Source organism: Woeseia sp. D3-10 (assembly GCF_055809415.1).
In genome coordinates, this window is sequence record NZ_JBVVTW010000007.1 from 1,882,633 (window position 1) to 1,907,572 (window position 24,940).

23 protein-coding genes are annotated in these 24,940 nt (G+C 57.8%); 6 read left to right on the forward strand and 17 right to left on the reverse strand.

Features of this window, described 5'->3' with window-relative positions:
* The first annotated feature begins 4 nt into the window (after positions 1–4).
* A complete protein-coding gene (locus AC0L8N_RS08910) occupies positions 5–1,672 on the forward strand; it encodes an AMP-binding protein (protein ID WP_473667284.1) in 1,668 nt (555 codons plus the stop codon).
* 14 nt (positions 1,673–1,686) lie between these two features.
* Here AC0L8N_RS08910 and hemE read toward each other — a convergent pair whose 3' ends face one another.
* The 11 genes from hemE to AC0L8N_RS08965 all read right to left on the reverse strand — a co-directional run bounded on the left by hemE (position 1,687) and on the right by AC0L8N_RS08965 (position 13,297).
* A complete protein-coding gene (hemE, locus tag AC0L8N_RS08915) occupies positions 1,687–2,757 on the reverse strand; it encodes a uroporphyrinogen decarboxylase (RefSeq protein ID WP_473667285.1) in 1,071 nt (356 codons plus the stop codon).
* On the reverse strand, positions 2,757–3,476 hold the full coding sequence (gene pyrF, locus AC0L8N_RS08920; protein ID WP_473667286.1) for an orotidine-5'-phosphate decarboxylase: 720 nt from the start codon (positions 3,474–3,476) through the stop codon (positions 2,757–2,759). Before pyrF ends, hemE begins: the two co-directional genes overlap by 1 nt.
* Before the next feature lie 95 nt (positions 3,477–3,571).
* Positions 3,572–4,714, reverse strand: a complete 1,143-nt coding sequence (locus tag AC0L8N_RS08925; protein WP_473667287.1) for a deoxyguanosinetriphosphate triphosphohydrolase — start codon at positions 4,712–4,714, stop codon at positions 3,572–3,574.
* On the reverse strand, positions 4,711–5,784 hold the full coding sequence (gene aroB / locus AC0L8N_RS08930; protein WP_473667288.1) for a 3-dehydroquinate synthase: 1,074 nt from the start codon (positions 5,782–5,784) through the stop codon (positions 4,711–4,713). Before aroB ends, AC0L8N_RS08925 begins: the two co-directional genes overlap by 4 nt.
* Before the next feature lie 79 nt (positions 5,785–5,863).
* The gene (gene aroK / locus AC0L8N_RS08935; protein ID WP_473667289.1) at positions 5,864–6,373 is read right to left on the reverse strand and encodes a shikimate kinase AroK; all 510 of its coding nucleotides are present in this window, start codon (positions 6,371–6,373) and stop codon (positions 5,864–5,866) included.
* A 58-nt stretch (positions 6,374–6,431) separates the two neighbouring features.
* Positions 6,432–8,270, reverse strand: coding sequence for an Ig-like domain-containing protein (locus AC0L8N_RS08940; protein ID WP_473667290.1), 1,839 nt, complete (start codon positions 8,268–8,270; stop codon positions 6,432–6,434).
* 47 nt (positions 8,271–8,317) lie between these two features.
* The gene (locus AC0L8N_RS08945) at positions 8,318–10,513 is read right to left on the reverse strand and encodes a type IV pilus secretin PilQ (RefSeq protein WP_473667291.1); all 2,196 of its coding nucleotides are present in this window, start codon (positions 10,511–10,513) and stop codon (positions 8,318–8,320) included.
* Between the two features lie 28 nt (positions 10,514–10,541).
* Positions 10,542–11,066, reverse strand: a complete 525-nt coding sequence (locus AC0L8N_RS08950) for a pilus assembly protein PilP (protein ID WP_473667292.1) — start codon at positions 11,064–11,066, stop codon at positions 10,542–10,544.
* 2 nt (positions 11,067–11,068) lie between these two features.
* Positions 11,069–11,668 carry a type IV pilus inner membrane component PilO gene (locus AC0L8N_RS08955; protein ID WP_473667293.1) on the reverse strand — a complete coding sequence of 200 codons (600 nt, stop codon included), beginning with the start codon at positions 11,666–11,668 and terminating at the stop codon, positions 11,069–11,071.
* Positions 11,665–12,234: a PilN domain-containing protein gene (locus AC0L8N_RS08960; protein ID WP_473667294.1), complete on the reverse strand. Its 570-nt coding sequence runs from the start codon at positions 12,232–12,234 to the stop codon at positions 11,665–11,667. Before AC0L8N_RS08960 ends, AC0L8N_RS08955 begins: the two co-directional genes overlap by 4 nt.
* Before the next feature lies 1 nt (position 12,235).
* Positions 12,236–13,297 (reverse strand): pilus assembly protein PilM, encoded by a 1,062-nt coding sequence (locus tag AC0L8N_RS08965; protein WP_068618508.1) that lies wholly within the window; start codon positions 13,295–13,297, stop codon positions 12,236–12,238.
* Between the two features lie 459 nt (positions 13,298–13,756).
* Here AC0L8N_RS08965 and AC0L8N_RS08970 point away from each other — a divergent pair, with 459 nt between their 5' ends.
* Together AC0L8N_RS08970 and AC0L8N_RS08975 are read left to right on the forward strand one after the other, a co-directional pair.
* Positions 13,757–16,453 (forward strand): penicillin-binding protein 1A, encoded by a 2,697-nt coding sequence (locus AC0L8N_RS08970; protein ID WP_473667295.1) that lies wholly within the window; start codon positions 13,757–13,759, stop codon positions 16,451–16,453.
* A gap of 79 nt (positions 16,454–16,532) precedes the next feature.
* The gene (locus AC0L8N_RS08975; protein WP_473667296.1) at positions 16,533–17,150 is read left to right on the forward strand and encodes a hypothetical protein; all 618 of its coding nucleotides are present in this window, start codon (positions 16,533–16,535) and stop codon (positions 17,148–17,150) included.
* Positions 17,151–17,232: 82 nt separating this feature from the next.
* Here AC0L8N_RS08975 and AC0L8N_RS08980 read toward each other — a convergent pair whose 3' ends face one another.
* The 6 genes from AC0L8N_RS08980 to AC0L8N_RS09005 form a co-directional block, all read right to left on the reverse strand.
* Complete coding sequence (locus AC0L8N_RS08980) at positions 17,233–18,528, reverse strand: citrate synthase (RefSeq protein WP_473667297.1); 1,296 nt, start codon at positions 18,526–18,528, stop codon at positions 17,233–17,235.
* 280 nt (positions 18,529–18,808) lie between these two features.
* A complete protein-coding gene (rpmE, locus tag AC0L8N_RS08985; RefSeq protein WP_068618517.1) occupies positions 18,809–19,033 on the reverse strand; it encodes a 50S ribosomal protein L31 in 225 nt (74 codons plus the stop codon).
* A 343-nt stretch (positions 19,034–19,376) separates the two neighbouring features.
* A complete protein-coding gene (hemW, locus tag AC0L8N_RS08990) occupies positions 19,377–20,540 on the reverse strand; it encodes a radical SAM family heme chaperone HemW (RefSeq protein WP_473667298.1) in 1,164 nt (387 codons plus the stop codon).
* Positions 20,540–21,151 carry an RdgB/HAM1 family non-canonical purine NTP pyrophosphatase gene (gene rdgB / locus AC0L8N_RS08995; RefSeq protein ID WP_473667299.1) on the reverse strand — a complete coding sequence of 204 codons (612 nt, stop codon included), beginning with the start codon at positions 21,149–21,151 and terminating at the stop codon, positions 20,540–20,542. Before rdgB ends, hemW begins: the two co-directional genes overlap by 1 nt.
* A gap of 9 nt (positions 21,152–21,160) precedes the next feature.
* On the reverse strand, positions 21,161–21,880 hold the full coding sequence (gene rph / locus AC0L8N_RS09000) for a ribonuclease PH (protein ID WP_473667301.1): 720 nt from the start codon (positions 21,878–21,880) through the stop codon (positions 21,161–21,163).
* 112 nt (positions 21,881–21,992) lie between these two features.
* Entirely contained in the window at positions 21,993–22,739 is a 747-nt protein-coding gene (locus AC0L8N_RS09005) for a PP2C family protein-serine/threonine phosphatase (protein WP_473667302.1), read from the reverse strand.
* A gap of 287 nt (positions 22,740–23,026) precedes the next feature.
* Between AC0L8N_RS09005 and AC0L8N_RS09010 the strand changes: the two genes are divergently transcribed.
* The 3 genes from AC0L8N_RS09010 (at position 23,027) to rpoZ (ending at position 24,908) form a co-directional block, all read left to right on the forward strand.
* Entirely contained in the window at positions 23,027–23,893 is an 867-nt protein-coding gene (locus AC0L8N_RS09010; RefSeq protein WP_473667303.1) for a YicC/YloC family endoribonuclease, read from the forward strand.
* Between the two features lie 2 nt (positions 23,894–23,895).
* Complete coding sequence (gene gmk, locus AC0L8N_RS09015) at positions 23,896–24,552, forward strand: guanylate kinase (RefSeq protein WP_473667304.1); 657 nt, start codon at positions 23,896–23,898, stop codon at positions 24,550–24,552.
* A gap of 74 nt (positions 24,553–24,626) precedes the next feature.
* Complete coding sequence (gene rpoZ / locus AC0L8N_RS09020) at positions 24,627–24,908, forward strand: DNA-directed RNA polymerase subunit omega (protein WP_473667305.1); 282 nt, start codon at positions 24,627–24,629, stop codon at positions 24,906–24,908.
* Positions 24,909–24,940 lie beyond the last annotated feature (32 nt).

Here is a 24,940-nt window from a genome sequence, read left to right on the forward strand (position 1 = left end):
CTGCGTGGATAAACCCTGGCTGAAGTCCTACCCCGAAGGCGTGCCGGCAGAATTGCCGGAACCGCCTTACAAATCTGTGCTCGACATGATCAACGACTGTCTGCACAAGTTTGCCGACCGGCCTGCGTACAGCTGCATGGGTACCACCTACAGCCATCGCGACCTTGACCAGAAATCGCGGGATTTCGCGGCCTATCTGCAGAAAAACCTGGGTCTGATGAAGGGTCAGCGGGTCGCGATCATGCTGCCCAATGTCCTTCAGTACCCGGTAGCGCTGTTCGGAATTTTTCGCGCGGGACTGGTTGCCGTCAACGTAAACCCGTTGTACACAGCGCGGGAGTTGAAACACCAACTCAAGGACTCCGGCGCTTGCGCCATAGTGATACTCGACAACTTTGCCAGCGTTCTTGAAGAAGTAATTGCCGAGACTGACGTGAAGCATGTCGTAACCACGCAGGTTGGTGATTTTCTATCGTTCCCGAAAAGCGCCATCGTCAACGTTGTGCTCAAGTACGTGAAGCGCGAAATACCTGCGTACAAGCTACCAACTGCTATCTCCATGACTGACGCACTGCGCGCCGGTGGCGCTCAGGACCTTGCGCCGATGCAACTCGGCTATGCTGACATTGCCTTCCTGCAATACACGGGCGGCACGACCGGTGTCTCCAAAGGCGCGATGCTGAGTCATCGCAACATGGTGTACAACGTCCACCAGGGTCAGGCCTGGCAGGGTGGCGTTTTTGACAAGATCGATAACCTGGTTGCCATCACGGCATTGCCGCTTTATCACATCTTTTCTCTGGAGGCGAACTGCCTCGGCATCCTGCTCGAAGGCGGCCACAACATACTCATCCCCAACCCGCGCGACATGCCGGGCTTCGTCAAGGAAATGAGCAAACACCCGTTTGTGTATATCACCGGCGTCAACACACTGTTCTCTGGACTTGTGAATACGCCCGGTTTCGAGAAACTCGATTTCAGTCACCTCGCGCTGACCGTCGGTGGCGGCATGGCCGTGCAGGAAAGCGTTGCCAAGCGCTGGAAGGAAATCACCGGGAAGACCATCGTGCAGGCGTACGGACTCACAGAAACGTCCCCCGCAGCAATCATAAACCCTGTAAATATCAAAGACTTCAGCAAGGCTATCGGCCTGCCAATTTCATCGACGGACGTCTGCATCTGCACTGACGAGGGCAAGAAGCTGGCGTATGACGAGATTGGCGAGATCTGCATTCGCGGACCACAGGTCATGGCAGGCTACTGGCAGCGTCCGGAAGACACGGCCAGTGTCATGTTTGATGGTGGCTGGCTGCGTACCGGCGATGTCGGGCGAATGAATTCGGACGGCTTTGTCTTTATCGAAGACCGCAAGAAAGACATGATTCTGGTGTCCGGTTTCAACGTTTACCCGAACGAGATAGAGGGTGTTGTCTCGGAGCTGGACGGCGTACTCGAGGTGGCGGCTGTCGGCGCGGCACACGAAAAGTCGGGTGAAGTCGTCAAACTGTTCGTGGTCCGCAAAGACCCGGCACTGACCGCAGAACAGATCATCGCGTACTGCCGCGAAAACATGACCGGCTACAAGGTTCCGAAAGAAGTTGTGTTTCGAGAGGAACTGCCCAAAACCAACGTGGGCAAAATCCTGCGGCGGGAACTTCGCGACGAGCAATAAGCTATCGGCGGCGTTTAGTCGCTGTGGTAAGCCGGGCTCAGTTCATGCACGGCATCGACCAGCACGCCAAGATGCTCCGGGTTCACATCGGGCGTAATGCCATGCCCAAGGTTGAACACGTGGCCCGGTCCGGACCCGTAACTGGCCAGCACGCTGGCAACGCCCTCGCGAATCGTCGCGGGCGACTCCTTGAGCACTGCCGGATTCAGGTTGCCCTGCAGGGCGACTTTGTCTGCCGTGAAATCTCGTGCTTCGGCCAGCGTCGTCGTCCAGTCTACGCCGAGCGCATCGCAACCGGTCTCTGCCATCGTTGCCAAACGCTCGCCAGCGCCTTTGGTGAACAGAATGACCGGCACCGTGTGGCCGTCACGCGTACGGATCAAGCCATCAAGTATCCGTTGCATGGGCTCGAGCGAGTAACGACGGTAGTCATCGCCCTGTAGAGCGCCGCCCCAGGTGTCGAAAATCTGGATTGCCTGGGCGCCGGATTCGATCTGCGCGTTAAGGTAAGCCGTCGTCTTGCTGACCAGCGTGTCCAGCAGTTCGTCGAGGAGTGCCGGCTGTTCTTTCGCCAGTCCGAGGGTCCGTGGGAATTCCCGGCTGGAACCGCCCTCCACCATGTAAGTCGCGACGGTCCAGGGGCTGCCCGAGAAACCAATGAGCGGCACTTCGCCTTCCAGTCGTTGCCGGATCAACGCAACTGCGTCGAATACATACTGCAGGCGACTTTCTATATCGACAGGCGCGAGTCGGCGAATATCGCTGCCATTTCGCAGAGGTTTTCGGAACTTTGGGCCTTCCCCGGTTACGAAATACAGCTCGAGACCGAGTGCGTCGGGAATGGTCAGGATGTCAGAAAACAGGATTGCCGCATCGAGCTTGAAGCGACGGAGTGGCTGCAAGGTAACCTCGCAAGCCAGCTCGGGGTTCGAGCATAGGCTCATGAAGTCGCCGGCCTGCTCGCGGACCGCACGGTATTCGGGCAGATAGCGGCCAGCCTGACGCATGATCCACACGGGAGTCCGGCTTACGGGCTGGCGGGTTAGCGCCCGCAACAATAAGTCATTCTTGAGTACTGTGGTCATCAGGCGTTACCGAAAACTGAGGCAATTGTTGTCTGTATCGCTTCGGCCGCCGCGCGCGGACTGTCCGCATCGCGAATTGGCCGGCCGACCACGATGTGATCAGCGCCATTGCGGAACGCCTGCTCGACGCTGACAACGCGTTTCTGATCACCGTCGGGCCGGTTGGAAACCGGCCGGATGCCCGGTGTGATAACCAGGAGCCGGGAGTCGATGAACTCGCGCAGTTTCGGTGCCTCGAGACCTGAGGAGATAACCCCGTCACAACCGGCTTCGAGCGCGCGCCGGGCGCGCGACAGTACCAGCGCTTCGATATCGCAGTCGAAACCCAGGTCGTCAAGATCGCCGCGATCCAGACTGGTCAGGACCGTGACTGCCAGTACTTTGAGCTCATCGCCCTTATTCTCGGCAGCCGCTTCCATAATCGACTGATTACCATGCACGGTTACGAAACTTGCGCCGCGGTCTTTCAGAGACCGCACAGCCGAGCCAACCGTGGCAGGAATATCGAAGAATTTCAGGTCCGCGAATACTTTCTTGTTGCGGGCCAGCAGCCAGTCCATCAGCTCGAAATAGCCGCCACTCATCATCAACTCGAGGCCAATCTTGTAAAAACTCACAGAATCGCCCAGGTCTTCGGCAAGCTTTCGCGCGGTGTCGCAGTCAGGCACATCCAGCGCAAATATGAGTCGGTCTTTCGAGTCTAGGCTCTTGTTGGTCACAGCTTGGGTGCTCCGGGCAGCGTGGCAGGCGGCGCATTGTAACGAAATTGCCAGTGGCGTGTCCGGACAGCATCCGCGGCGTCAATCAGGCCAGTCTACTGAAGGCGCTCGTACTCGGCTATGGCATAGCGATCCGTCATGCCGGCGATGTAATCGGCAACCACCCGGGCTCTGCCCTCGGTGCTGCCGGCATTGGCCGACAGGGAAAATTCGTCCGGCATTTCTCCGGGCACCGCCATGTAGCGTTCGAAAAGGACCTCAATCATGCGTTGCGCCTGCCGAGTCATTGCCAGCACTTTGTCGTGCTGATAGAGGTTCTTGAACAAGTAGCGCTTCAGGTCCTGGTGCTCCTGTAACACAACATCGCTCAGTGACACGAGCGGTTCGGCTTGATCACGGACATCATCAATCGACTGAACGTTAGCCGCTTGCAGCCGGGTTCGGGTCGTTTCGATAAGGTCGCTGACCACGCGATCGATCATCCGGCGAATAATTTCGTAGATAAAGCGTCGGTCATCGAGGTTCGGGTATTTTTGCAGAACCTCATCGTGCCCGCGTGCAAACAGCGTCTGAGAACGTAAGCCATCAATGCTGATGAGCTGGGCGCGGTAGCCATCGTCAACATCATGATTATTGTAGGCAATCGCATCGGCAATGTTTGCTATCTGCGCCTCCAGACTCGGTTGGCGACGATCCAAAAAGCGTTGACCAATATCGCCCAGTTCCCGGGCATTGCGTACAGAACAATGCTTGAGGATGCCCTCGCGAGTCTCGAACATCAGGTTAAGGCCGAGAAAGTCCGCGTATTTCGCCTCGAGTTCATCCACCGTGCGTAACGATTGCAGATTGTGTTCGAAGCCGCCGTAGTCTCGCATACAGGCGTTCAGCGTATCCTGACCCGCGTGGCCGAACGGCGTGTGACCAAGATCATGAGCAAGACTGATTGCCTCGACCAGCGCTTCGTTCAGATTGAGTGCGCGCGCGACCGTACGGGCAATCTGGGCAACTTCCAACGAATGGGTAAGCCGCGTTCGGTACAGGTCGCCTTCGTGATTGACGAATACTTGCGTCTTGTAAACGAGACGACGGAAAGCGGTGGAGTGCACGATTCGATCCCGGTCACGCTGAAACTCACCGCGATAGCTCGCCGGGTCTTCAGGGTAACGGCGGCCGCGACTTTGCTCTTCATGCGCCGCGTAGGACTCAAGCGGCAAACTGTTGTGTGACGCTGGACTCACGGACCGGCCTGAGCCAATACGTCGTCCAGCCGGGATTCGTCGACGTTGGCATTGATATAGGCGTCACCCAGTTCGTGCAACAGGACGAAACGGAGACGGTTGTCCTGAACCTTCTTGTCCATACCCATTGCTGAGCGCATCGTCGCCGCCCCGATCGGCGGTGGTGCAACCGGCAGTCGCGCTGCGATCAACAAAGCTTGCAGGCGATGCAGCTGCTCGTCGGGCAGATCACTCAACCGGGCGGCCATCACCATGCCGGCCGCTACGGCTTCGCCGTGCAGCCATTCGCCGTAACCCAGATTGTTCTCGATAGCGTGACCGAACGTATGCCCGAAATTCAGCAGAGCGCGGCGGCCGTGCTCACGTTCATCCTCCGCCACTACCTCGGCTTTGATCTCGCAGCAACGACGAATCGCGTAAGCCAACGCGGTTGGATCGCGCGAGATCAGCGATTCGATGTTTTCCTCCAACCAGCGAAAGAAGTCTGAATCCACGATGGCACCGTGCTTGATCACTTCGGCCAGGCCGGCGCTGAGTTCCCGGTCCGGCAATGTCTGCAACGTATCGGTATCGATCAGAACCAATCCCGGCTGATAAAAAGCGCCGATCAGGTTCTTGCCGCGCTCGTGATTGACACCGGTCTTGCCGCCGACGGACGAATCCACCTGCGACAACAACGTGGTCGGGATCTGGATGAACGGCACTCCGCGCATGTAGGTTGCTGCCGCAAAGCCGGTCATGTCACCAACTACTCCGCCACCCAGTGCAATCACCGTAGTGTCACGACCCGCGCCGCTGGTCGCCAACTCGTCAAGGATCTCGCTGACAGACTGCAGGTTTTTGTAGACCTCACCGTCACGAAGGTTCAGGTGCCGGACTTTTCGCGAAGGCAGCAAGCGCAGAACCTTGTCCAGGTACAGCGGTGCAACGGTCTCATTGCTGACTATCAGCGCCGCCGGCCCGCGCACGAAGGTCGTGAGGTCGAAATCATCAGTCAGCAATCCGCGACCAATGTAGATTGGGTAACTGCGATCGCCAAGCGCAACTGAAAGGGCGGGAGTTGCCGTCAAAGGAATGTCCTGTCCAGAGGTTACGGCACAGTGTACTGAATGCAGCGGTGGCGGAACAGATTACGCCCCGCACCAGCGATTACAGTGCCGAATGAATTTCCTTGGCTACCGTTTGCACGCGACGACCGTCCGTCGTCACCACCAGATCGGCGATCTCCCGGTACAGCGGGTCACGGATTTCCATCAGGCTCTCGAGGACCGCCCGTGGTTCACCTTTCTCCAGAAGCGGTCGTTCGCGACCGCGCTGGGTGCGCTCGCGTTGCTGATCGACGCTCGTGTACAAGTACACAACGAAGCCGCGAGCACCAAGCCAGTTACGGCTTTGTGAATCAAGGATGGCGCCGCCGCCGGTAGCCATGACGATGCCGTCGCGTTGCGACAGATCATCAATGACCTTGGCTTCGCGCTTGCGAAAACCTTCTTCGCCTTCTTTCTCGAAGATGAACGGAATATCCACGCCGGTGCGCTCTTCAATCTCGTCGTCGCTATCTACAAACTCGAGATGCAACAGCTTGGCGAGTTGACGACCAACAGCAGATTTGCCCGCGCCCATAGGGCCTACGAGAAACAGATTGTTCGGTTTCTTCATTTTGATTCGTAATAGGAGAAAGCCAGCCCAAACGGGCTGGCTTTCCGGAGATTACAGGTTATAGCGTGTCAGCGCAGGTATCGCTAACCCCGAATGGACTTGGGTTGCCTGGCGGATCTGTGTCTTCATCACCAAAGTCTTCGGCTGAACCCGGCAAGCGGAACCGGCTGGATTCTGCGAATTCCGTACCTTGTACTGACGTCGTCGCCGTTAGTGTTACATCAACCCAGTAGGCGAATTCCTGCGGATAGAACACGTCGATAATTCCGAACCCACCAGAATCCGTCGTGAACGTACCGCCCGTACCAGACTGCGCGACAACAGAAGCGATGTTGCCCGCTTCTATACGACCGCTGTTGTTGAAGTCTTCGCCCGGATCCAGAACACCGTTGCGATTGACGTCTTCGTCAACACAGGCACCAGCCGCTGAATAAACAGGTACCCATCTCGGATCAACGTACGTGTGATAACCCTTGTAATAGAAATCCGAAAGAATGCCCGACTGCACGGTAACGCCCTGTACGCCATTACCTTGAGAGTCACTCACCTGCACCACGAACTCTTTGCGGTACTGCGCGCTGTTCGGCTCGAAGATCGTGTTACCAGTACCGATCGAAATAAACAGCTCGCGTTGCGCAACGGTCAGTTCTGCAGTATCCGTTATGGTCGGGTCCGCCTGAATGGACGCGCTGATTCGCACACCGTTGTTTGCCGAAGTCGTTGAGCTCGACGTGTAGAACGTGGACGCGCGACCTTGGTTGTTGGTTTGTGCGGAACCCACAGACAGTTGACCGCCGGTGACATCGTCCAGTTCAAAGACTACCGTGGCGCCGGTAACCAGGTTGTTCGAGGCATCTCGGACGATCGCGGTGATCGCCGACTGACTGTTAGGGCCAATCGTGAATGGCGATGCCTGAACATCGATATTGCTTGGTGCAGTCGCAATAAACTGTACTGTCGTTTGCGTACTCGTACCGGCCGAGTTTGTTGCTTCGATAACAGCACCGCCAGCATTGCTCGATTGAATCGTCACAGTGGCATTACCCGCTGCATCGGTCGTTGCGGTCGGGCTACTGAGCGTGCCTCGAGTTGAACTGAAACCGATAACCTGACCGGCCTGCGGCGTACCACCGACAGACCAGTTAAGGGTCACAGTGGCGACAGATCCCAGGTCGATCTCAGCCCCGGCGGCAGGCGCTGTTAATGAAAAACTGTCATCGGAAACGGTCACATTACGTGTGGCCTGTATTCCCAATGCCGTTGCCGTCAATACATCGGCGTTAGCCACCGTTGCCGTCATCTGAAACTGAGCTTGACCGCTGCTGTCTGTGGTCAAAGAAGCCGCCGAAATCGTATTTCCGGTGTTTGACGTCACGTCGATGGTTTCGCCTGCAATGCCGTCACCGGCTGCATCCGTCAATACCACCGTATAAGTGGCGATATCGCTTTGTGCCAAGGCCGCGGGACCGGTCATTTCCAGGCTCGTGCCTACAACATTGACCGTAACGCTGCCCGTTACGCCGCGCGCGTCAGCACTGACCGTAATGGGGCGATTGGTTGGATCACCGCCGTTATTCAGCGTTGCGGTCGCGATACCACTGGGGTCAGTGACCGCATTAACGATGGTCAGGAAACCGGAGTCCGTCGACATCACAACGGTAACGTCTTCCATTGCAACGTTGTTTTCATCGCGAACGATAACGCTGATGGTTAACGACTGGCTGTTGTCCGACTGCATGGTCGGGCTGCTGGCCAATACGGTGACGGCTGACACCGGCGTTAACGTCGGATCAGTCGGGTCCACCGTTGGATCGGTCGCAAAACCGCTGCCACTGCCACCGCAAGCCACGAGTACCAGCGTCACTGCCAGTGTTGTGAGTCTCTTGATTATGCTCATCTTTCCAATTCCTTAAGCTCCAGGCCCAAACGGAGTGCATTCCGTGGCTAGTAAATACTCGATCCTTCGGTAAGGATGCGTGGCGTTACGAAGATCAGTAACTCCGCCTTGTTTGATACGTTCTGCGTCGAGCGGAACAGGTAACCGAAGCCCGGGATATCTCCCAGCAAAGGCACCTTGTTCACTGTTTCGCGGCGTTCCGTTTCGTAGATACCGCCCAGAACGACCGTTTGACCGTCTCGGACCAAAACCTGAGTCTCTACTGAACGAGTATCTATACTTGGTACAAACCCGCCGGTAGCACTGGCAACCAGTTCACCCACGTTATCCTTGCTCACGATCAAATCCATGATGATGTTGTCATCCGGGGTGATCTGCGGGGTAACTGTCAGGCTCAATACGGCCTTCTTAAACTGTGTGGTCGTTGCGCCGGAGGATGCAGACTCCTGGAACGGCACTTCGACACCTTGTTCGATACGCGCTTCTTTCTGGTTAGCCGTGATGATGCGCGGCGTGGAGATAATCTCGCCGCGACCTTCTGCTTCCAGTGCGGTCAGCTCGAGATCAACGATGTAATCCGAATCGAGCACCGCCAGCGCGAGACGGCCTGCAGCGTTATCAATAGGTACGTTAACCGCGTAACGGTTGTTCAACGCAGGTGCCGCTACCGGGAACGCCTGACCAGAGTTAGCCAGGTTATCGACAGCAGAGTCGACGATGGTGGCACTGCCGTCGCCCGAACCGGTTACAGAGATTATGCCGTCGCTACTGTTAGAGCGAACGCCAGTGAAGCCCATGCGTACACCCAAATCCCGACTGAAGTCATCGTTGACCACAACGATACGGGATTCGATTAAGACCTGACGAATAGGAATATCCAGAGTTCGAACCAGACGGCGAATGTCCTGCAAACGCTCAGCGGTGTCGTAGATCAACAGCGTATTGGTACGCTCGTCGATAGCGACGGTGCCACGCGTGGACAACAATGTTCTTTCACCGCCGCCGGTACCAATCAAAGTCGCAAGGTCTGCTGCCTTCGCGTAATTGACCTGCAGGAATTCCGAATAAAGCGGTTCCAGTTCGGTAATTGCCTGACGCGCTTCGAGGTCCGCTGTTTCACGAGCAGCTATCTCTTCAGACGGCGCAACAATAATGACATTGCCGTTCTCGCGCATATCAAGACCTTTGGTGGTCATGACGATGTCGAGAGCCTGATCCCACGGTACGTTGCGCAAGCGCAAAGTCACGTTGCCCTGAACCGTATCCGATACCACGATATTGCGGCCTGACGTTTCCGCCAGAAGCTGCAATACAGCCCGGGTTTCGATGTCCTGGAAGTTCAGGGTGAGGCGTTGACCTTCGTATTCTTTGTTTTCAGAGAACAGACTCGCGCCTTGCTCTGCTTCCGGCGCCGGGTTGATCTCAATTGCGAATTCGTTATCCGACTGATAAGCCAGTTGCTCGTATTTGCCGCTGGCAGAAATCACGATGCGCGTGTCGTTGTTGGTGCGCAAGGCGTCGACCGTCGATACCGGTGTTGCGAAATCGAGCACGTCCAGACGACGCATCAATTCATCGGGCAATGAGGTGTCTTTGAAAATAGCGACTACACGGCCACCTTCCTGGCGAATATCGACAGGGGTAGACGGATCGCTGAGGTTGATCATTACGCGGCCGCCACCACTGCTGGTGCGGCGGAAGTCCACGGCATCAATTCGACGTGCGCCGCTGGCGGCATACGAACGAGGCGCGCTGCTGGGAGCTGCTTGCGAGCCTTCGAAACGAGCCGTTACAGCAGAGTCACCGGAATCGGTGCCGAGCGTGACGTATATAGTGTTGCCGCTGCGGCGGGTTTCGTAACTAACCATTTGATCGAGGTTAAGAACGACCCGTGTGCGTCCGCCAGCTTCAGCGGTCAACACGGTATCGAGCGGGCCCATGTTGACGTTGCGGCGGCGCGAATTCATGCCGAGCGAGGTTTCTGGCAGATCAAGCGCAATTCTGGCCGGATCTTCAATTGTGAAAGCCAGTGGCTCAGGCGCGGCGTCTCGCATAATCAAACGCAATTCAACACGCTGGCCAGGCAGACTCTGCACCTGAATATCCTGCAGTTGGTTCCCGTCTTCCTGCGCAATTGCATAGGCGCCTGTGAGCAGCAGCAACGCAGCCTGAATCGTCACAGTGAATTGCGTCACCGAACGACGGAAGATATTGCCGTTGGCCGGCTTGTTTTTGAACGTCATTCCCTTTACTCCCAGATTCATTCAGGCACTAGTTCGTCAGAACTACAGCTGCTTCCCGCTCGAGATAGCCGCCGATCCCGTCTGAAATAATCTCTACCAGTTCGATTTCAGATTCCGTGACGCGGACGATTCGTCCGTCGTTTTGACCGATGTAATTGCCGGGCACTACGCGCTCGATAATTCCTGCCGGTGTTTGTACCAGCCCGTAATTCGTACCACCGAGTTCCATGGTTCCAACCATGCGCAAGGAATCCAATGGGAACTCCTCAAGGTACTCGCGACTGCGTTCCCGATCAGGGCGCGTGTCGTTACCGACGCCGCCTGCCGCTGCTTGCGGCGAATCCGGAACAAAAGGCGAACGATGCCCTTCGGCATCCGCGATGTAGGTAAACACCTCGTACGGCTTGATTTCAGGTAATGGCTCTATGCGCCCACCTGGACGTGCTTTGGTGGCATCAATGTATTGATTAAGGTCATCCATACTGCCGCCGCAACCTGCCAGCGAAGTCGCTGCCAACAGCGTCAGTGCCGTAATTTTCAAGGAAGCTTTCATTCTCACTCCGCCTCCTCTTCGATATACCGGTAGGTCTTGGCTGTTACTTCCATGGTCAACCTGTCGAAATTATCCGCGTTGTCAGGGGTAATGATGATGTCGTGCAGAGTCACGATGCGTGGCAACGCTGCTACGCCACTGACAAAGTTGGCAATTTCGTGATACCCGCCGGACAAGCTGATCTTGATCGGCTTCTCGGCGTAGAAGTCTTTCGGCACCTCGGGCTGCGGCTGGAACAGTTTTTCCTGCAGGCCAGCGGCCAGTCCGGTTTGCGAAACATCGACAATCAGGCTGGGTATCTCGGTTTCGCCAGGCAACTGGCGCAGCATGGTGCCAAAGGATTGTTCCATTTGCGTCAGCTGCGCACGGTAGGCGTCGTAATTTGCTGCTTTGCGTTGCTTGTTTTCGAACGTCACTCGCAGCGACTGTTCGTCAGACTCGGCGCGCTGCAGGCGCGGCGCCATGTCCTGATTGATTTTGTAATACCAGCCAACACCAACGACCAGCACGAAAGCCAGAACAATCACGGCAACACGAAACGGCAGCGGCCAACGGCCGACATCGTTGACATCAAGACTCTTGAGCTCCTCTACGAGGTTCATCCTGCGTCCTCCATGTCTTCGTCCTTCCGTTCTATCTGCTTCAACGTCACAACGAATTGCGCCTGACGTCCCGGACCGGCTTCTGTCGTCTCAACTCGTACAACGCTGGGATCGGTAAGCCATTCGGAAGCATCAATACGTCGCATCAAAGCCGATACGCGGGTCGATGACTGAGCAACGCCGGTCAGTTCCACGTCTTTGCCGCTTTGCTTCATGCCGGTGAGGTAGACACCTTCCGGTAACTGCCGCGTGATCTCATCAAACAAGTGAACGATCTCAGGACGACTGCCCTGCAAGCGCTCGATAATTTCCATACGTGCCAGCAGGCGTTCTTTCTGACGTTCAAGCCCGTCGATTTCGGTAATGCTCTTTTCCAGCTCGACGATCTCGGCCTCGAGACGCGCATTGCGTTCAAGCTGATGATCGATCCGCTGGCCGTAAACAAAGGCGAGCAATCCAAAAACCAAAGCGCCGACACCGACTGCGCATCCGACTGCAATCAGGAAATCGCGTTGTCGTCTTTTGCGCTCGGCTTCGCGCCAGGGGAGGAGGTTAATGCGTGGCATGTTAGTCGAAGCTCCTCAGTGCGAGGCCGCAGGCCGTCAACAGTGCAGTCGCATCCTTATGCACACCCTGAGACTTGGCCTTCGAACTTATTTTCATTTGGCCGAGCGGGTCACCGATCTCCGTCGGAATTCCTACTCTGCTCGATATCACATCCGCGATACCCGGGATGTTGGCGCAACCACCACATACCAGGATCATGTCAGGCTGTTCGCGACCACCGCCCGAAGCAAGATAGAACTGCAGTGATCGGCTGACCTGCTGGGTCATATCATCAACAAACGGCTCCAGCACTTCCGGCTGATAGTTGCTCGGCAAGCCGCCTTGCTTCTTGGCGCGGCCGGCATCTTCCATCGACAAACCGTAAGTGCGCATAATTTCTTCGGTCAGCTGCTGGCCGCCAAAGGAAAAGTCGCGGGTATAGACGACGCGAAGATCGCGCAACACGCTGAACGTTGTGCTACTGGCGCCGATATCGACAATCGCCACGGACTGGCCGATGCCATTATCCGGCATCTGGTGAGCCAGCAAAGCGCAGGCGTTTTCCAGCGCGAAGGCTTCAACATCGACGATTTGCGCAGTCAATCCGGCGGCTTTCACCGCAGCTTGCCGTTGTTCGACGTTCTCGGTACGGGTCGCTACCAGCAACACGTCCATGAGTTCGGGGTCATTCTCGTTCGCACCGACGACCTCGAAATCAAAACTGACTTCTTCCATCGGGAACGGGATGTACTGGTCCGCCTGAATTTCCACCTGGCCCTCAAGATCGCGCTCCGACAGGCTGGAGGGCATCTGGATGACCTTGGTAATGGCGGCGTCACCGCTGATGGCGATCGCGGCGTCGGTTGCCCGGGCGCCGGCACGCTTGATAGCGCGGCGAATAGCTTCGCCGACAGCCTTGGCGTCGACGATCGCCTTTTCGTTGACCGAACTTGGCGGCGTGGGCTCAGCCGCATAGGACTCGACCCGAAAGCGTTTGCCACTTTGTGACAGCTCAATCAGCTTCACCGACGAAGTCGTGATGTCCAGGCCCAGCAAAGGTTGGGATTTCTTCCGGAAGAGCACCTTATTTTTCCTTCTAAGTCGGTAAGTTGCGGCCCAAAATTAGGTTGGACCTGAGCAAAACGATTTAACTATATATCAACAAAATGTTAAATAAAACGTGACTTTGTTCACGAACACAAGATGCGCAATGCTACTGCCCCGACTACGTTCAATTCCGTGAACTGGTTAGCGCATCGGCATTCCTTTATTAAGACAAGTTCGCCCGTCGCTATCCGGTCTGGCGCAGGTTTTCGCTGGTCTGGTCCCCCCGAGACATTTCGCTGCCGCCGCAAAATACGCTAGTCGCCGGTTGGCGGGCCATTGCAGCTCAGTTGCATTGCTGGCTATTATTCGCCGCTGGTCGACCCTGGTTATTATTCCTGTCATTCCGACACAGCCTGGAAGCCGTTGGATTATACGGCTGACCGGCTATTCATACGCCCCCTTTTTTAACGATTCCGCGCAATTACGGTCGGTTTTATGCCCAAGTCCGCTAAACAGTCTGCCAACAACGCCACTCGCCGTCCTCGCTGGCGGCGCTGGCTGGTCCTGCTGGCAGGCCTCAGCCTGTGCGGTACGCTCGGCATTGCCGCCGGAATCATTGGCGCGTGGTTCTACGTTGTACCCGGATTACCCGCGGCTGAAACCATTCGCGACATCCCGCTGCAGATCCCGCTGCGGATATTCAGCCGAGACGGCCGGTTGATTGAAGAAGTCGGCGAGCGCCGACGCATTATCGTGAATTTCGACGAACTGCCGCCGCACGTGGTCAATGCGTTTGTCGCGGCCGAAGACAGTCGCTTTTTCAGCCACCCGGGCGTCGACCCGATTGGTATCGGTCGCGCGCTGGTGAATTACATGCGCTCCGGATCTCGTGGCCAGGGCGGCAGCACGATTACCCAACAGCTCGCTCGCGATTATTTCCTGACCCGTGAACGCTTGTTCAGCCGGAAACTGCGCGAAGCGTTCCTGGCCTGGAAGATCGAGCAGGAATTCAGCAAGCAGGAAATAATGGCGCTGTTCGTGAACAAGATGTTCTTCGGCCAGCGCGCCTATGGGGTAGCAGCAGCGGCACAGGTTTACTTCGGCAAGCCGCTCAGCAATGTCAGCGTCAGCGAAGCCGCGATACTTGCCGGGGTTCTGCCCGCACCTTCGTTCTACAATCCGGTTCGCAGCGCCGGCAATGCACGAGTGCGCCGTGACTATGTCCTCGGACGCATGCTTGACCTGGGCTTCGTTGATCAAAACGGATACGAAGCTGCTATGGACGAACCGGTACTGTCGCAGCTGCATGGCACCGCCACTGAACTGTCAGCGCCGTACGTCGCTGAAATGGTGCGCCGTGAAATGCTCGAGCGTTACGGTGAAGACACCTACTCCGCCGGCTACAAGGTAGTGACGACGCTGGACTCGCGCATGCAGAACAGTGCCACCTACGCTTTGAAAAACGGCCTGCTGGAATTTACCCGCCGACGCGGCTATCGCGGGCCGGTCGATCACGTCGACTTTGATCCGGCGCTGCTGGAACAGGCTTTCGAGGAATGGCCGGAAGAAATGCAGCTGGCGCTCGACGGTTACAGCAAGCCCGGTGGCCTGCTGGTTGCCCTCGTTACCCGCCTGCGTGAGGACAATGGCGCCGACATCGTCCTTGAAGACGGCTCGCAGAACGTATTGCCCTGGCACGGGATATCCTGGGCGCGCCCCTACATCGACGGGCAAAGTCGCGGCCCGGTTCCGACCAGCGTCGGAGAGGTGCTGAACCCTGGGGACATCGTCCATATCATGCCAATCCAGGCAGGCGGCTATGCGTTAGCGCAGGCGCCGCGGGTACAGGGCGCCGTGGTGTCTCTGGACCCGAAAGACGGCGCGATCACCAGCCTCGCGGGTGGCTTCGATTTCTCGATCAGCAAATACAACCGCGCCAATCAGGCTTCGCGGCAACCGGGTTCGTCGTTCAAACCCTTTATATATTCGGCGGCCCTCGAGTACGGCAATACGGCGGCAACGTTGTTACTTGATGCGCCGGTGGTTATCAACTCCTCGGAACTCGAGGCGGTTTGGCGACCTGTTAACTACACAGGGCGCTTTTACGGCGAACAACGCATGCGCGAAGCGCTGGTACGGTCCATGAACCTGGCCTCTGTTCGCCTGCTGCTGAACAACACCGGGATTGGCAACACTCTCCGGCATCTGCAACCGTTCGGTTTCGGCCCGGCGACCCTGATTCGCAATGGCTCACTCGCACTTGGCGGAGGTAATGCAACACCACTGGACATGGCGCAGGCTTATGCCGTGTTTGCCAATGGCGGCTACGCCGTCAAGCCGTATGTCATTGATGCGATCTTCGGCCCGGACAATGTGGAACTTTACCGCGCGACGCCTGCGGTGGTCTGCGACCGTTGTCAGCCTGCTGAAGAGCATCCGGCCGACGACATGGCGGACGAATTCGACGAAGCCGATGAACTCGATGACATCGGCGCGCTGGACGAACTTGATGCAGCCGCTGAAGAAGACCTGGCCGAAGTCATCGACCCTGAAGTTGCCGAGCGCAGTCAGGAACTGGCGCTGCTGAACATGGTGGAAATCGCCGAGTCCTACCGGCCCGACGCCAGTCGCGAGCCATCCCTGTACAAGGACGTGAACCTCGCTCCGCGGATCATCAGCGCGCAGAACGCGTACATCGTTGCCGACATGATGCGCGACGTGATCATGCGTGGCACCGGTCGCCGTGCGCGGGTGCTTGGCCGACGGGACCTGTCCGGAAAGACTGGTACATCAAACGATCGCCGTGACGCCTGGTTCGCGGGCTTCAACGGCGACATGTCGTCGATAGTCTGGATAGGTTACGACAACTACGACCCTCTCGGGCCGGGCGAAGAGGGTTCACGCACCGCGCTACCAGTGTGGATCGAGTTTGCGAAGAAGGCGCTGCAGGGCGCACCGAACAATCAGTTGCCGATGCCCGAAGGCATCGTCACGGTGCGTATCTCGAAGACCTCCGGCTGCCCGGCTGATACCCGGGTACCGCCGAGTGACGCCATGTTCGAGATTTTCCGGGTTGGGCACGTACCCGTCTGCCAGCAAGCGGACGAGCAGGAAGACATTTTCAACCAGGATGACGATTACCAGTTTGAAGAAGAACTGCCACCGTCAGGCGACGTCATTTTCCAGAGGTGAAACAGCAACGCTGGCTCGGGGTACAGGCACGTACTACACTGACCGGGTTGTCAGGGTGCACAAAGGTGTCCTTTACGATATGAGCAGACGAGACACTATCGGGACGGACCGCGCACGCCAGATGCTGGCGCAGGAAGCGGCTCGCATTATTTGCGACCAGGGCATTCAGGACTATCGTCTGGCGAAAACCAAGGCCGCCGAAAGGCTCGGCATGAGCGAACGTGGTTCATTACCCGGCAACCCCGAAATCGAACAGGCCGTCAGCGAGCACCTCGCTTTGTTTGGTCGCGAATCCCATTCCAGCTTGCTGCAGACGCTACGCCGCGCGGCCGTTTCAGCAATGAGCGTACTCGCTGATTTTTCGCCGCGGCTGGTAGGGCCCGTGTTGCATGGCACTGCAGGTGAATCGGCAGCCGTCAATCTGCATGTTTTTACAGATACACCGGAGCTGGTTGCCCTCGCTTTGGACAGCGTACCCATCGCGTACAAACCGTTCGAGAGACGCCTGAAGTGCCGGCGCAACAGGCCGGAAACTTACGCTGCGTTCCGCTTCGATCATGACGACGCCCTGATAGAAGCCACAGTGTTTCCGTTTGACGGAATTCGGCAGGCACCTATCAGCCCTATTGATGGCAAGCCGATGCGCCGGGCTGATACCGACGCCGTGCGTCGCTTGTTGCAGGCTCCCACCTGCTGAATGATTATCGGTCTGCAATCGTCAAAAGAAGGACAAAAAAAACCCCGCTTAAAGCGGGGTTTTTTCATTAAGACTGCGCTTTTTAGCGCTGATCGATCGACACGTAGTCGCGGGTCGGCGCGCCGGTGTAAAGCTGCCGTGGTCGACTGATGCGGCCGTTCGGATCGGTAATCATTTCCCGCCAGTGTGCTGTCCAGCCAACCGTTCGGCCGATTGCAAACATTACCGTGAACATAGAGGTCGGGATACCCAGCGCGCGATAGATGATGCCGGAATAGAAGTCGACGTTCGGGTACAGATTTTTCTCGATAAAGTACTCGTCCTTCAACGCGAACTGCTCGAGCTCAAGCGCGAGATCGAACAACGGCGAATTGGTGCGCCCCATCTGTTTCAGAACTTTGTGGCACATTTCCCGAATGATCGTCGCACGCGGATCGAAATTCTTGTAAACGCGGTGACCAAAACCCATCAGACGGAACGGGTCATTTTTGTCTTTCGCCTTCGCTACGAACTTCGGAATGTTTTTCACATCACCGATCGCCTCGAGCATGCGCAATACAGCTTCGTTGGCGCCACCGTGCGCCGGCCCCCAAAGTGCTGAAATACCCGCAGCGATTGCCGAGTAGGGGTTGGCACCTGAGCTGCCGGCCATGCGCACCGTTGACGTGGAACAGTTCTGTTCGTGATCCGCATGCAATATGAACAGCAGGTCGAGGGCTTCGGCCGCTACCGGATTTATTTCATACGGCTCAGCAGGCACAGCGAAGAACATTTGCAGCATGTTTTCGCAGTAACCGAGGTCGTTGCGCGGGTAGACGAAGGGCTGGCCACAGGTGTGCTTGTAAGCAGCCGCAGCAATGGTTGGCATCTTCGCCACGATACGGTGAGCAAAAACTTCACGCGCATCCGGGTTATTGATGTCCATCGTGTCGTGGTAGTACGCCGACATGGAACCGACAACCGCCGACAACATCGCCATCGGGTGCGCGTCATACCGAAAGCCGGTGAAGAAACGCAGCATGCCTTCGTTCAGCATCGTGTGCGTGCGAATGGAGGTGTCGAAACGCGCCAACTGTTCTTTGCTGGGAAGCTCGCCGTACAGAAGCAGGTACGAGATTTCCATGAAGTTGGATTTGGCAGCGAGTTGCTCTACCGGGTAACCGCGATACAGCAAGACGCCTTTCTGGCCATCGATAAAGGTGATTTTGCTCTCGCAGGAGCCCGTTGCACCGTAACCAGGATCGTAGGTGAAGACGCCTTCTTGCTGATACAGGCCGCTGATGTTGACAACATCAGGCCCCATGGTGCCCTTGTGAATCGGCAGCTCGGTCGAGCCGCTACCGTCATTTCTAGTCAGCGTGTACGCGTCTTTGCTCATTATTATCCTCAATCGTTGGTCCGCACCGAAGTGCGTGACCGACCTAACATCACGAAACTGCGCCTTGCAGACGCTCGTGTAGAACGACCCCGGGAACAGTATACCGGGGTCTGATTATCGGTCAGACGAGGCCCGGAGAGCTACCGCCTGACGGTAGTTTCTCCTGCAATGACAGCGGCTTTGGCGTCCAGCGCAGACTGAGAGTGCCAGCGCATGGCCGTCCGCGGTGATGGCCGTTGCCCGAAACCGTGTTGGGATCGGGCGAAACGTGCGCGACGTATTACTCTGCGGACGCGGCTTTGGAGCCCATGCCGTACTTGCGACGGAACTTGTCGACCCTGCCACCGGTATCGAGAATCTTCTGTTTGCCAGTGTAGAAAGGATGGCAGGCAGAACAAACTTCGATAGCCAGATCCTCGCCGAGGGTCGAACGGGTTATGAACTCGTTTCCACAGCTGCAAGCAACCTTGGTCTCGCTGTAGTTCGGGTGAATCTCGGCTTTCATTTCGGTTCTCCGGCGTGGCAGCGCGGTACAAAAAGGTCGCGTAGCATAAAGCTAAGTGCCGGAGGCTGCAAGCCCCCTGACACCGGCCTATCGTTATCCACAAAACCTGTGGATAAGGTTGTGGAAGAAAATTGAGTGAATGCGCTAAGTGGGCATTTTTAAAGCCCCACCATTAGAATGTCTACTTTGTGTCCAATTTGTTAAACACAATAAAAACAATGGTTTATCAGCCTTTCCGCAGAGGGACACTGAGCAACGGTCATGATTATGCTAAAAACGCCGCTTAAGGCCTGGCTTGTGCATAACGGCGGCAGCGTGGAACATTCCGCCGGCGCTACCGACCTCAGCCAATCGCCTCTGCGGAAGGCAAGAAGTAGGCCTGCAGCTCATTCAGAAACCGCAAGCCCAGTGCCGTAGGCCGCCAGCCGGACACCCCGGCCGCCTCCATCAGGCCACGATCCGCAAGATCGGACACCCCTGGCCGCGCAACGTCGAACGGCAGGCCGGTCCGCTCCGCAAAGTCGCTCTCGGCAAAACCGTCCGGTAAACGCAGCGCATTCAGCATGAATTCGAACAGCAGGTCTGCCTCACTAATGCGCTGCGACGGGTGCCGAGCAAGGTCGTCCCGCTCTGCACATTCCATATAGGCCTGCGGGTGTGCCGGCTTCCGGTAACGCCAGGCCACGCCGGCGCTGTCGGTTACTTTGCCGTGCGCGCCAGCGCCAACCGCAAGGTAGTCGCCGAACGTCCAGTAATTGCGGTTGTGCCGACAGTGCCTGCCGTCACGGGCAAACGCCGAAATCTCGTAACGCCGGTAGCCCGCCCGCTGCAGATGCTGAAATGCCGCCTCCTGCATATCCCAGCTGAGTTCGTCGTCCGGCAATTCAGCCGGTGGTCGCTGGTGAAACACCGTGTTCGGCTCCAGCGTCAGCTGATACAGCGACAGGTGCTCCGGCGCCAGCGCGACCGCCTGCTGCAGATCGTCCGCTGCCATGGCCAGGGTCTGACCCGGCAGCGCAAACATCAGGTCGAGATTGAGGTTGTCGAAACCGGCCGCCCTCGCGTCGTCAACAGCCTGCGTTATTTCTCCGGGACCGTGGATCCGACCGAGTCTTGCCAGAGAACCCGCGTTGAAGCTCTGGGCCCCGAGGGACAAGCGGTTCACTCCGGCTTCGCGGTAGCCAGAGAGGTGGTGGCGTTCGACCGTGCCGGGATTGGCCTCCATCGTCACTTCGACATCCTCGGCAAGAACGAAGTGCTCGCGGACCGCATCCAGCAACTGGCCAATCTCATCGCCACTGAACAGGCTGGGAGTGCCGCCGCCAATGAACACGCTGGTGATGACCCGGCCATTGGCATGAGGTGATTCGTAGAGCAGGTCTCGCTGCAGTGCCTTTACGTAGCGCTCGCGCGGCATGGCGTCGCCGGCGGTATGCGAGTTGAAGTCACAATAGGGACATTTTTTGACGCACCACGGCAAGTGCAGGTACAGCGCCAGCGGTGGCATCAGGCCCACCGCTCGGCCAGTTCATCGCACAATGCCCGGAATGCCCTGCCGCGGTGACTGCGCGCATTCTTCTCAGCCGCACTCAATTCGGCTGCACAACGCGACAGTTCCGGGTCGAAAAACACGGGGTCGTAACCAAAACCGCCCGCACCGCGACGGGTCGCGACGATTCGGCCACGCCACACGCCTTCCTCGATCAGTGGCGACTCGTCCACCGCGCTGGCAACGAAAACCGCCGCGCAATGAAAGCCCGCCCCGCGCTCTGCCTCCGGGCAGGCGCGTAGTTCATGCAGCAGTTTGTCGATGTTGTCATCGTCGCTGGCGCGTGGCCCGGCGTAGCGGGCCGAGAATACGCCGGGCGCACCGTGCAGCGCGTCCACCGCCAGGCCTGAATCGTCCGCAATGGCGGGCAGCCCGGTAAGTCGCGCCGCATGCCGCGCCTTGATCAGCGCGTTGGCCACAAAGCTGTCACCGTCTTCCACCGCCTCCGGAATACCAAAATCCGTCTGGGCGCAAACTTCGATCCCAAGCGGCGCCAGCAAGCTTTCAATCTCGCGGAGCTTGCCGCGGTTGCCGGTAGCAATGACCACTCGATGTGGAACCGCACTCATCGGCTCGTCTCAGACCGATTCCAGCACAGCGTTCTGCGCCGTCATGATCGTACTCACGCCACTGGCTGCCAGCTCGAGCAATGTCGCGAGTTCCTCACGTGAGAAGGCATGACCCTCGGCCGTTCCCTGCACTTCGATAAAGTGCCCGGCCTCGTTCATCACCACGTTCATGTCAGTTTCGGCGTTGGAGTCCTCGGCATAGTCGAGATCCAGCACGGGCGTGCCGTCGAATATACCGACCGACACCGCGGCGATCTGACCGTGCAGCGGGTTGCGTTTGAGTTCCCGTGCCGCACACAGACGCTGCATGGCAATGCTCAGCGCAACATACGCGCCGCTGATCGCAGCCGTCCGGGTGCCACCGTCAGCCTGCAAGACATCGCAGTCGAGCGTTACCGTGCGCTCACCCAGCGCTTCAAGGTCCATCACCGCCCGCAGTGACCGGCCAATCAACCGCTGGATTTCCTGAGTACGGCCGCTTTGCTTGCCGCGCGCTGCTTCGCGACCGGAACGGGTGTGCGTTGAACGCGGCAACATGCCGTATTCACCGGTGACCCAGCCGCTGCCCTGACCACGCATCCATGGCGGCACGCGACGTTCAACGCTGGCGGTACACAAGACCCGGGTGTCGCCAAACTCGGCCAGCACGCTGCCCTCCGCATGCCGGGTAAAGTCTGCGATAAATCGCACGGTTCGTAGATCGTTGGCGGCGCGGCCACTGGGTCGCATTGCTTGCTCCTGAAATGGAAGATAAAGACGAATAGCCGCCACGACGGTGGCAGGCGGATGTTGGAGCCGCACAGTTTACTGAAAAACGCAGCGCTGACGCGCGGTTTCACGCTTAAGCGGAAATGAATCTCAGGGCGGTGCCGGTTGTATTGTCGCTATAAGGCGAGTTGGCCGTCAGGGCCTTGACGCTCAGGGACTTGAGATTGTCGCCCAATTGGCTGTCCGGCAATGTTGCCAGCCGTGCAATCTCGGAATCACTGAGGCCTGACCACAGCCCGTCGCTACAGGCCAGCAGAACGTCGCCAGGCAGCAACGGCAATTTGCGGGTCAGCGTCATGTCGGGGACCGGAGCATCGCCGCCGAGGCAGCATTCAACGAAATTCCGCATCGGGTGGTCGAGGGCTTCGGCCTCGGTTATGGCTCCTTCCTGAATCAGTACCTCGACGTGACTGTGATCGCGCGAGCGCTGTACCAGCTGACCATCGCGCATCAGATAAATGCGGCTGTCCCCGATATGGCACCAGTAGCTTCCCGACTCCTGCACCAGGCAGACTGCGCAGGTGGCCCGGGGCCGAAAATCAACACCGATATCAGTGCCGAGTGCGACGATTTCATCGTGCGCACGCGCAAGCGCCATGTACAAGAACCCTTGTGGATCGAAGATGGGCATCGGCATCTTGGTGAACAGGTCCTGCACAACCTTGATGCCGGTTTCTGCCGCCAGCGCGCCATCCGAGTGACCGCCCATGCCATCAAATACCAACATCAGTGCCGCATTTTCGGCTACAACGATAGCCGCGCGGTCCTGATTGTCCTGGCGATCACCGATTGCCGAAACCTTGCTGTATTCAATCTGCATGTGATTCTGCAATGCTGTCACGTCCGTCCTGACCGGCAATGCCTGTGGGGCAGCGCAGCTCAGCTGTCGATATTTCCTGCATGGACTATTGCTTCTCTCTTGTCGAAGAATTCGCCGGCAACGAATGCCGTCAGTGATCAAAGGTTTCAACGGGCCGCGAGCTTCCATTAGTATGGCCGCCGCAGGCTCCCGTACAACACGTTTCCCAGTATGGGGTCGGACGGGACCGCCAGTCTGTGACCCGAACTGCAGTTTCCGAGGCGGACCAATTTATCAGGGGTTAGTGAATGTTGCACAGTATGACCGGCTTTGCCCGGCAAATCGCCGAGTCACCGTTAGGCACGCTGACCTGTGAAATACGGGCCGTCAACCACCGCTACCTTGATGTGCAGTTTCGCCTGCCGGAGGAACTGCGTCCCAAGGAATCCGAACTCCGGCAAGCGGTTAGCAACCATCTGCAGCGCGGCAAAGTGGACTGCCACCTGCATTTCCGGCGCGCGACCAGCAGTGAGCGCAGCCTGATGCTCAATCACGAATTGCTGACCCGCCTTGCGGAACGCACCGCAGAACTCGCGACCTTGCTGCCCGATACCCGGCCTATGGACCCACTGGACGTATTGCGCTGGCCCGGCGTGGTCGAAGAGCTGCCGCTGGACGTTGAGCCGCTGTTTGCAGCCGGCAGCGAATTGCTGGCTACGACCCTGAGCGCGCTCAATACGATGCGGGCGAGCGAGGGCGGTCGCATTGAAGACATGCTCAGTGCACGCTGCGACGAAATACTGGTCATCGCCAACAACGTTCGTGCGCGTATGCCAGAGGTGCTGGCACGGGTCCGGGAAAAGCAGCGTGAGCGGATTGCAAAACTCGATGTCGCAGCCGACCCCGCGCGACTTGAAGTCGAACTGGCGCTCATCAGCCAGAAGCTTGACGTCGACGAAGAACTGGACCGGCTGGAAAGTCATATCAGTGAGATTCGTCAGAACCTCGCCGCCAGTGAGCCCGTGGGCCGCCGACTGGATTTCCTGATGCAGGAACTGAACCGCGAAGCCAATACACTGGGGTCAAAATCTGCCGATACCGACACCACCCGGGCCGCGGTCGATCTCAAGGTGCTGATCGAACAAATGCGCGAACAAATCCAGAACGTCGAGTAAACATGAGCAGAGTCTCCCACAGGGAATCGAACAAGCGAGCCGCCGAGGCAGGCCCCGACGCACGGCTGTTTGTTATTGCTGCACCGTCCGGCGCCGGCAAGACCACGCTGGTGAGAAAGCTCGTAGACCGGAATCCTGGCATTCGTTTCTCGGTGTCCTACACCACACGCCAGAAGCGGCGAAACGAAGAAGAAGGCAGGGACTACTTCTTCGTGAACCTTACTGATTTCCACGACCTGCAGGAAAAGGGCGAGTTGCTCGAATCAGCGCTGGTCTTCGACAATCACTACGGCACCAGCCGCCAGCAAGTCGAAGAACACCTGGCCAGCGGCCACCACGTCCTGCTCGAAATTGACTGGCAGGGCGCGCGACAGGTCCGGGAGTCCATGCCGGAATGCATTACGATATTTATCCTGCCGCCGTCCCGCGTTGAGCTGGAACGCCGCCTGCGCGACCGCCAGACTGACAGTGATGCGGTGATCGAACGCCGCCTGCGGGATGCACTTAGCGATATGTCACACTGGAACGAGTTCGACTACTGCATCGTTAACGACAATCTGGACCAGGCAGTTGATGAACTCGAAGCCGTGCTGCGCGGCGATTGCGAACACTGCCGCAGTGACCGCATGCGTCCGCTGATCGAAAAGATTCTGGCGTAATTCCGCAACAATCCTGTAAACTGGCCGGTCTTTGCGAAAAACCCGGCTCGCGCCGGCAACGGAGAATGACCCCCATGGCCCGAATTACGGTCGAGGACTGCCTGCACAACATCGACAACATCTTTGAAATGGTGCTGGTCGCCGCCAAACGCGCGCGACGCATTGCTCATGGCTCAGATGCCCTGGTCGAGATCGAAAATGACAAGCCGACGGTACTCGCATTGCGCGAAATTGCCGGCGGTCATATCACGCCGTCCATTCTTGAGGAAATCGAGCAGCCGCCTGTCGAAGACTTCATGCAACCCGAAAGCAACGACGACATCATGCCCATGCGAGGCATCTCAATCGGAGACTGACTGCAACACGGGTGCCGCGGCCAGCCCCAACT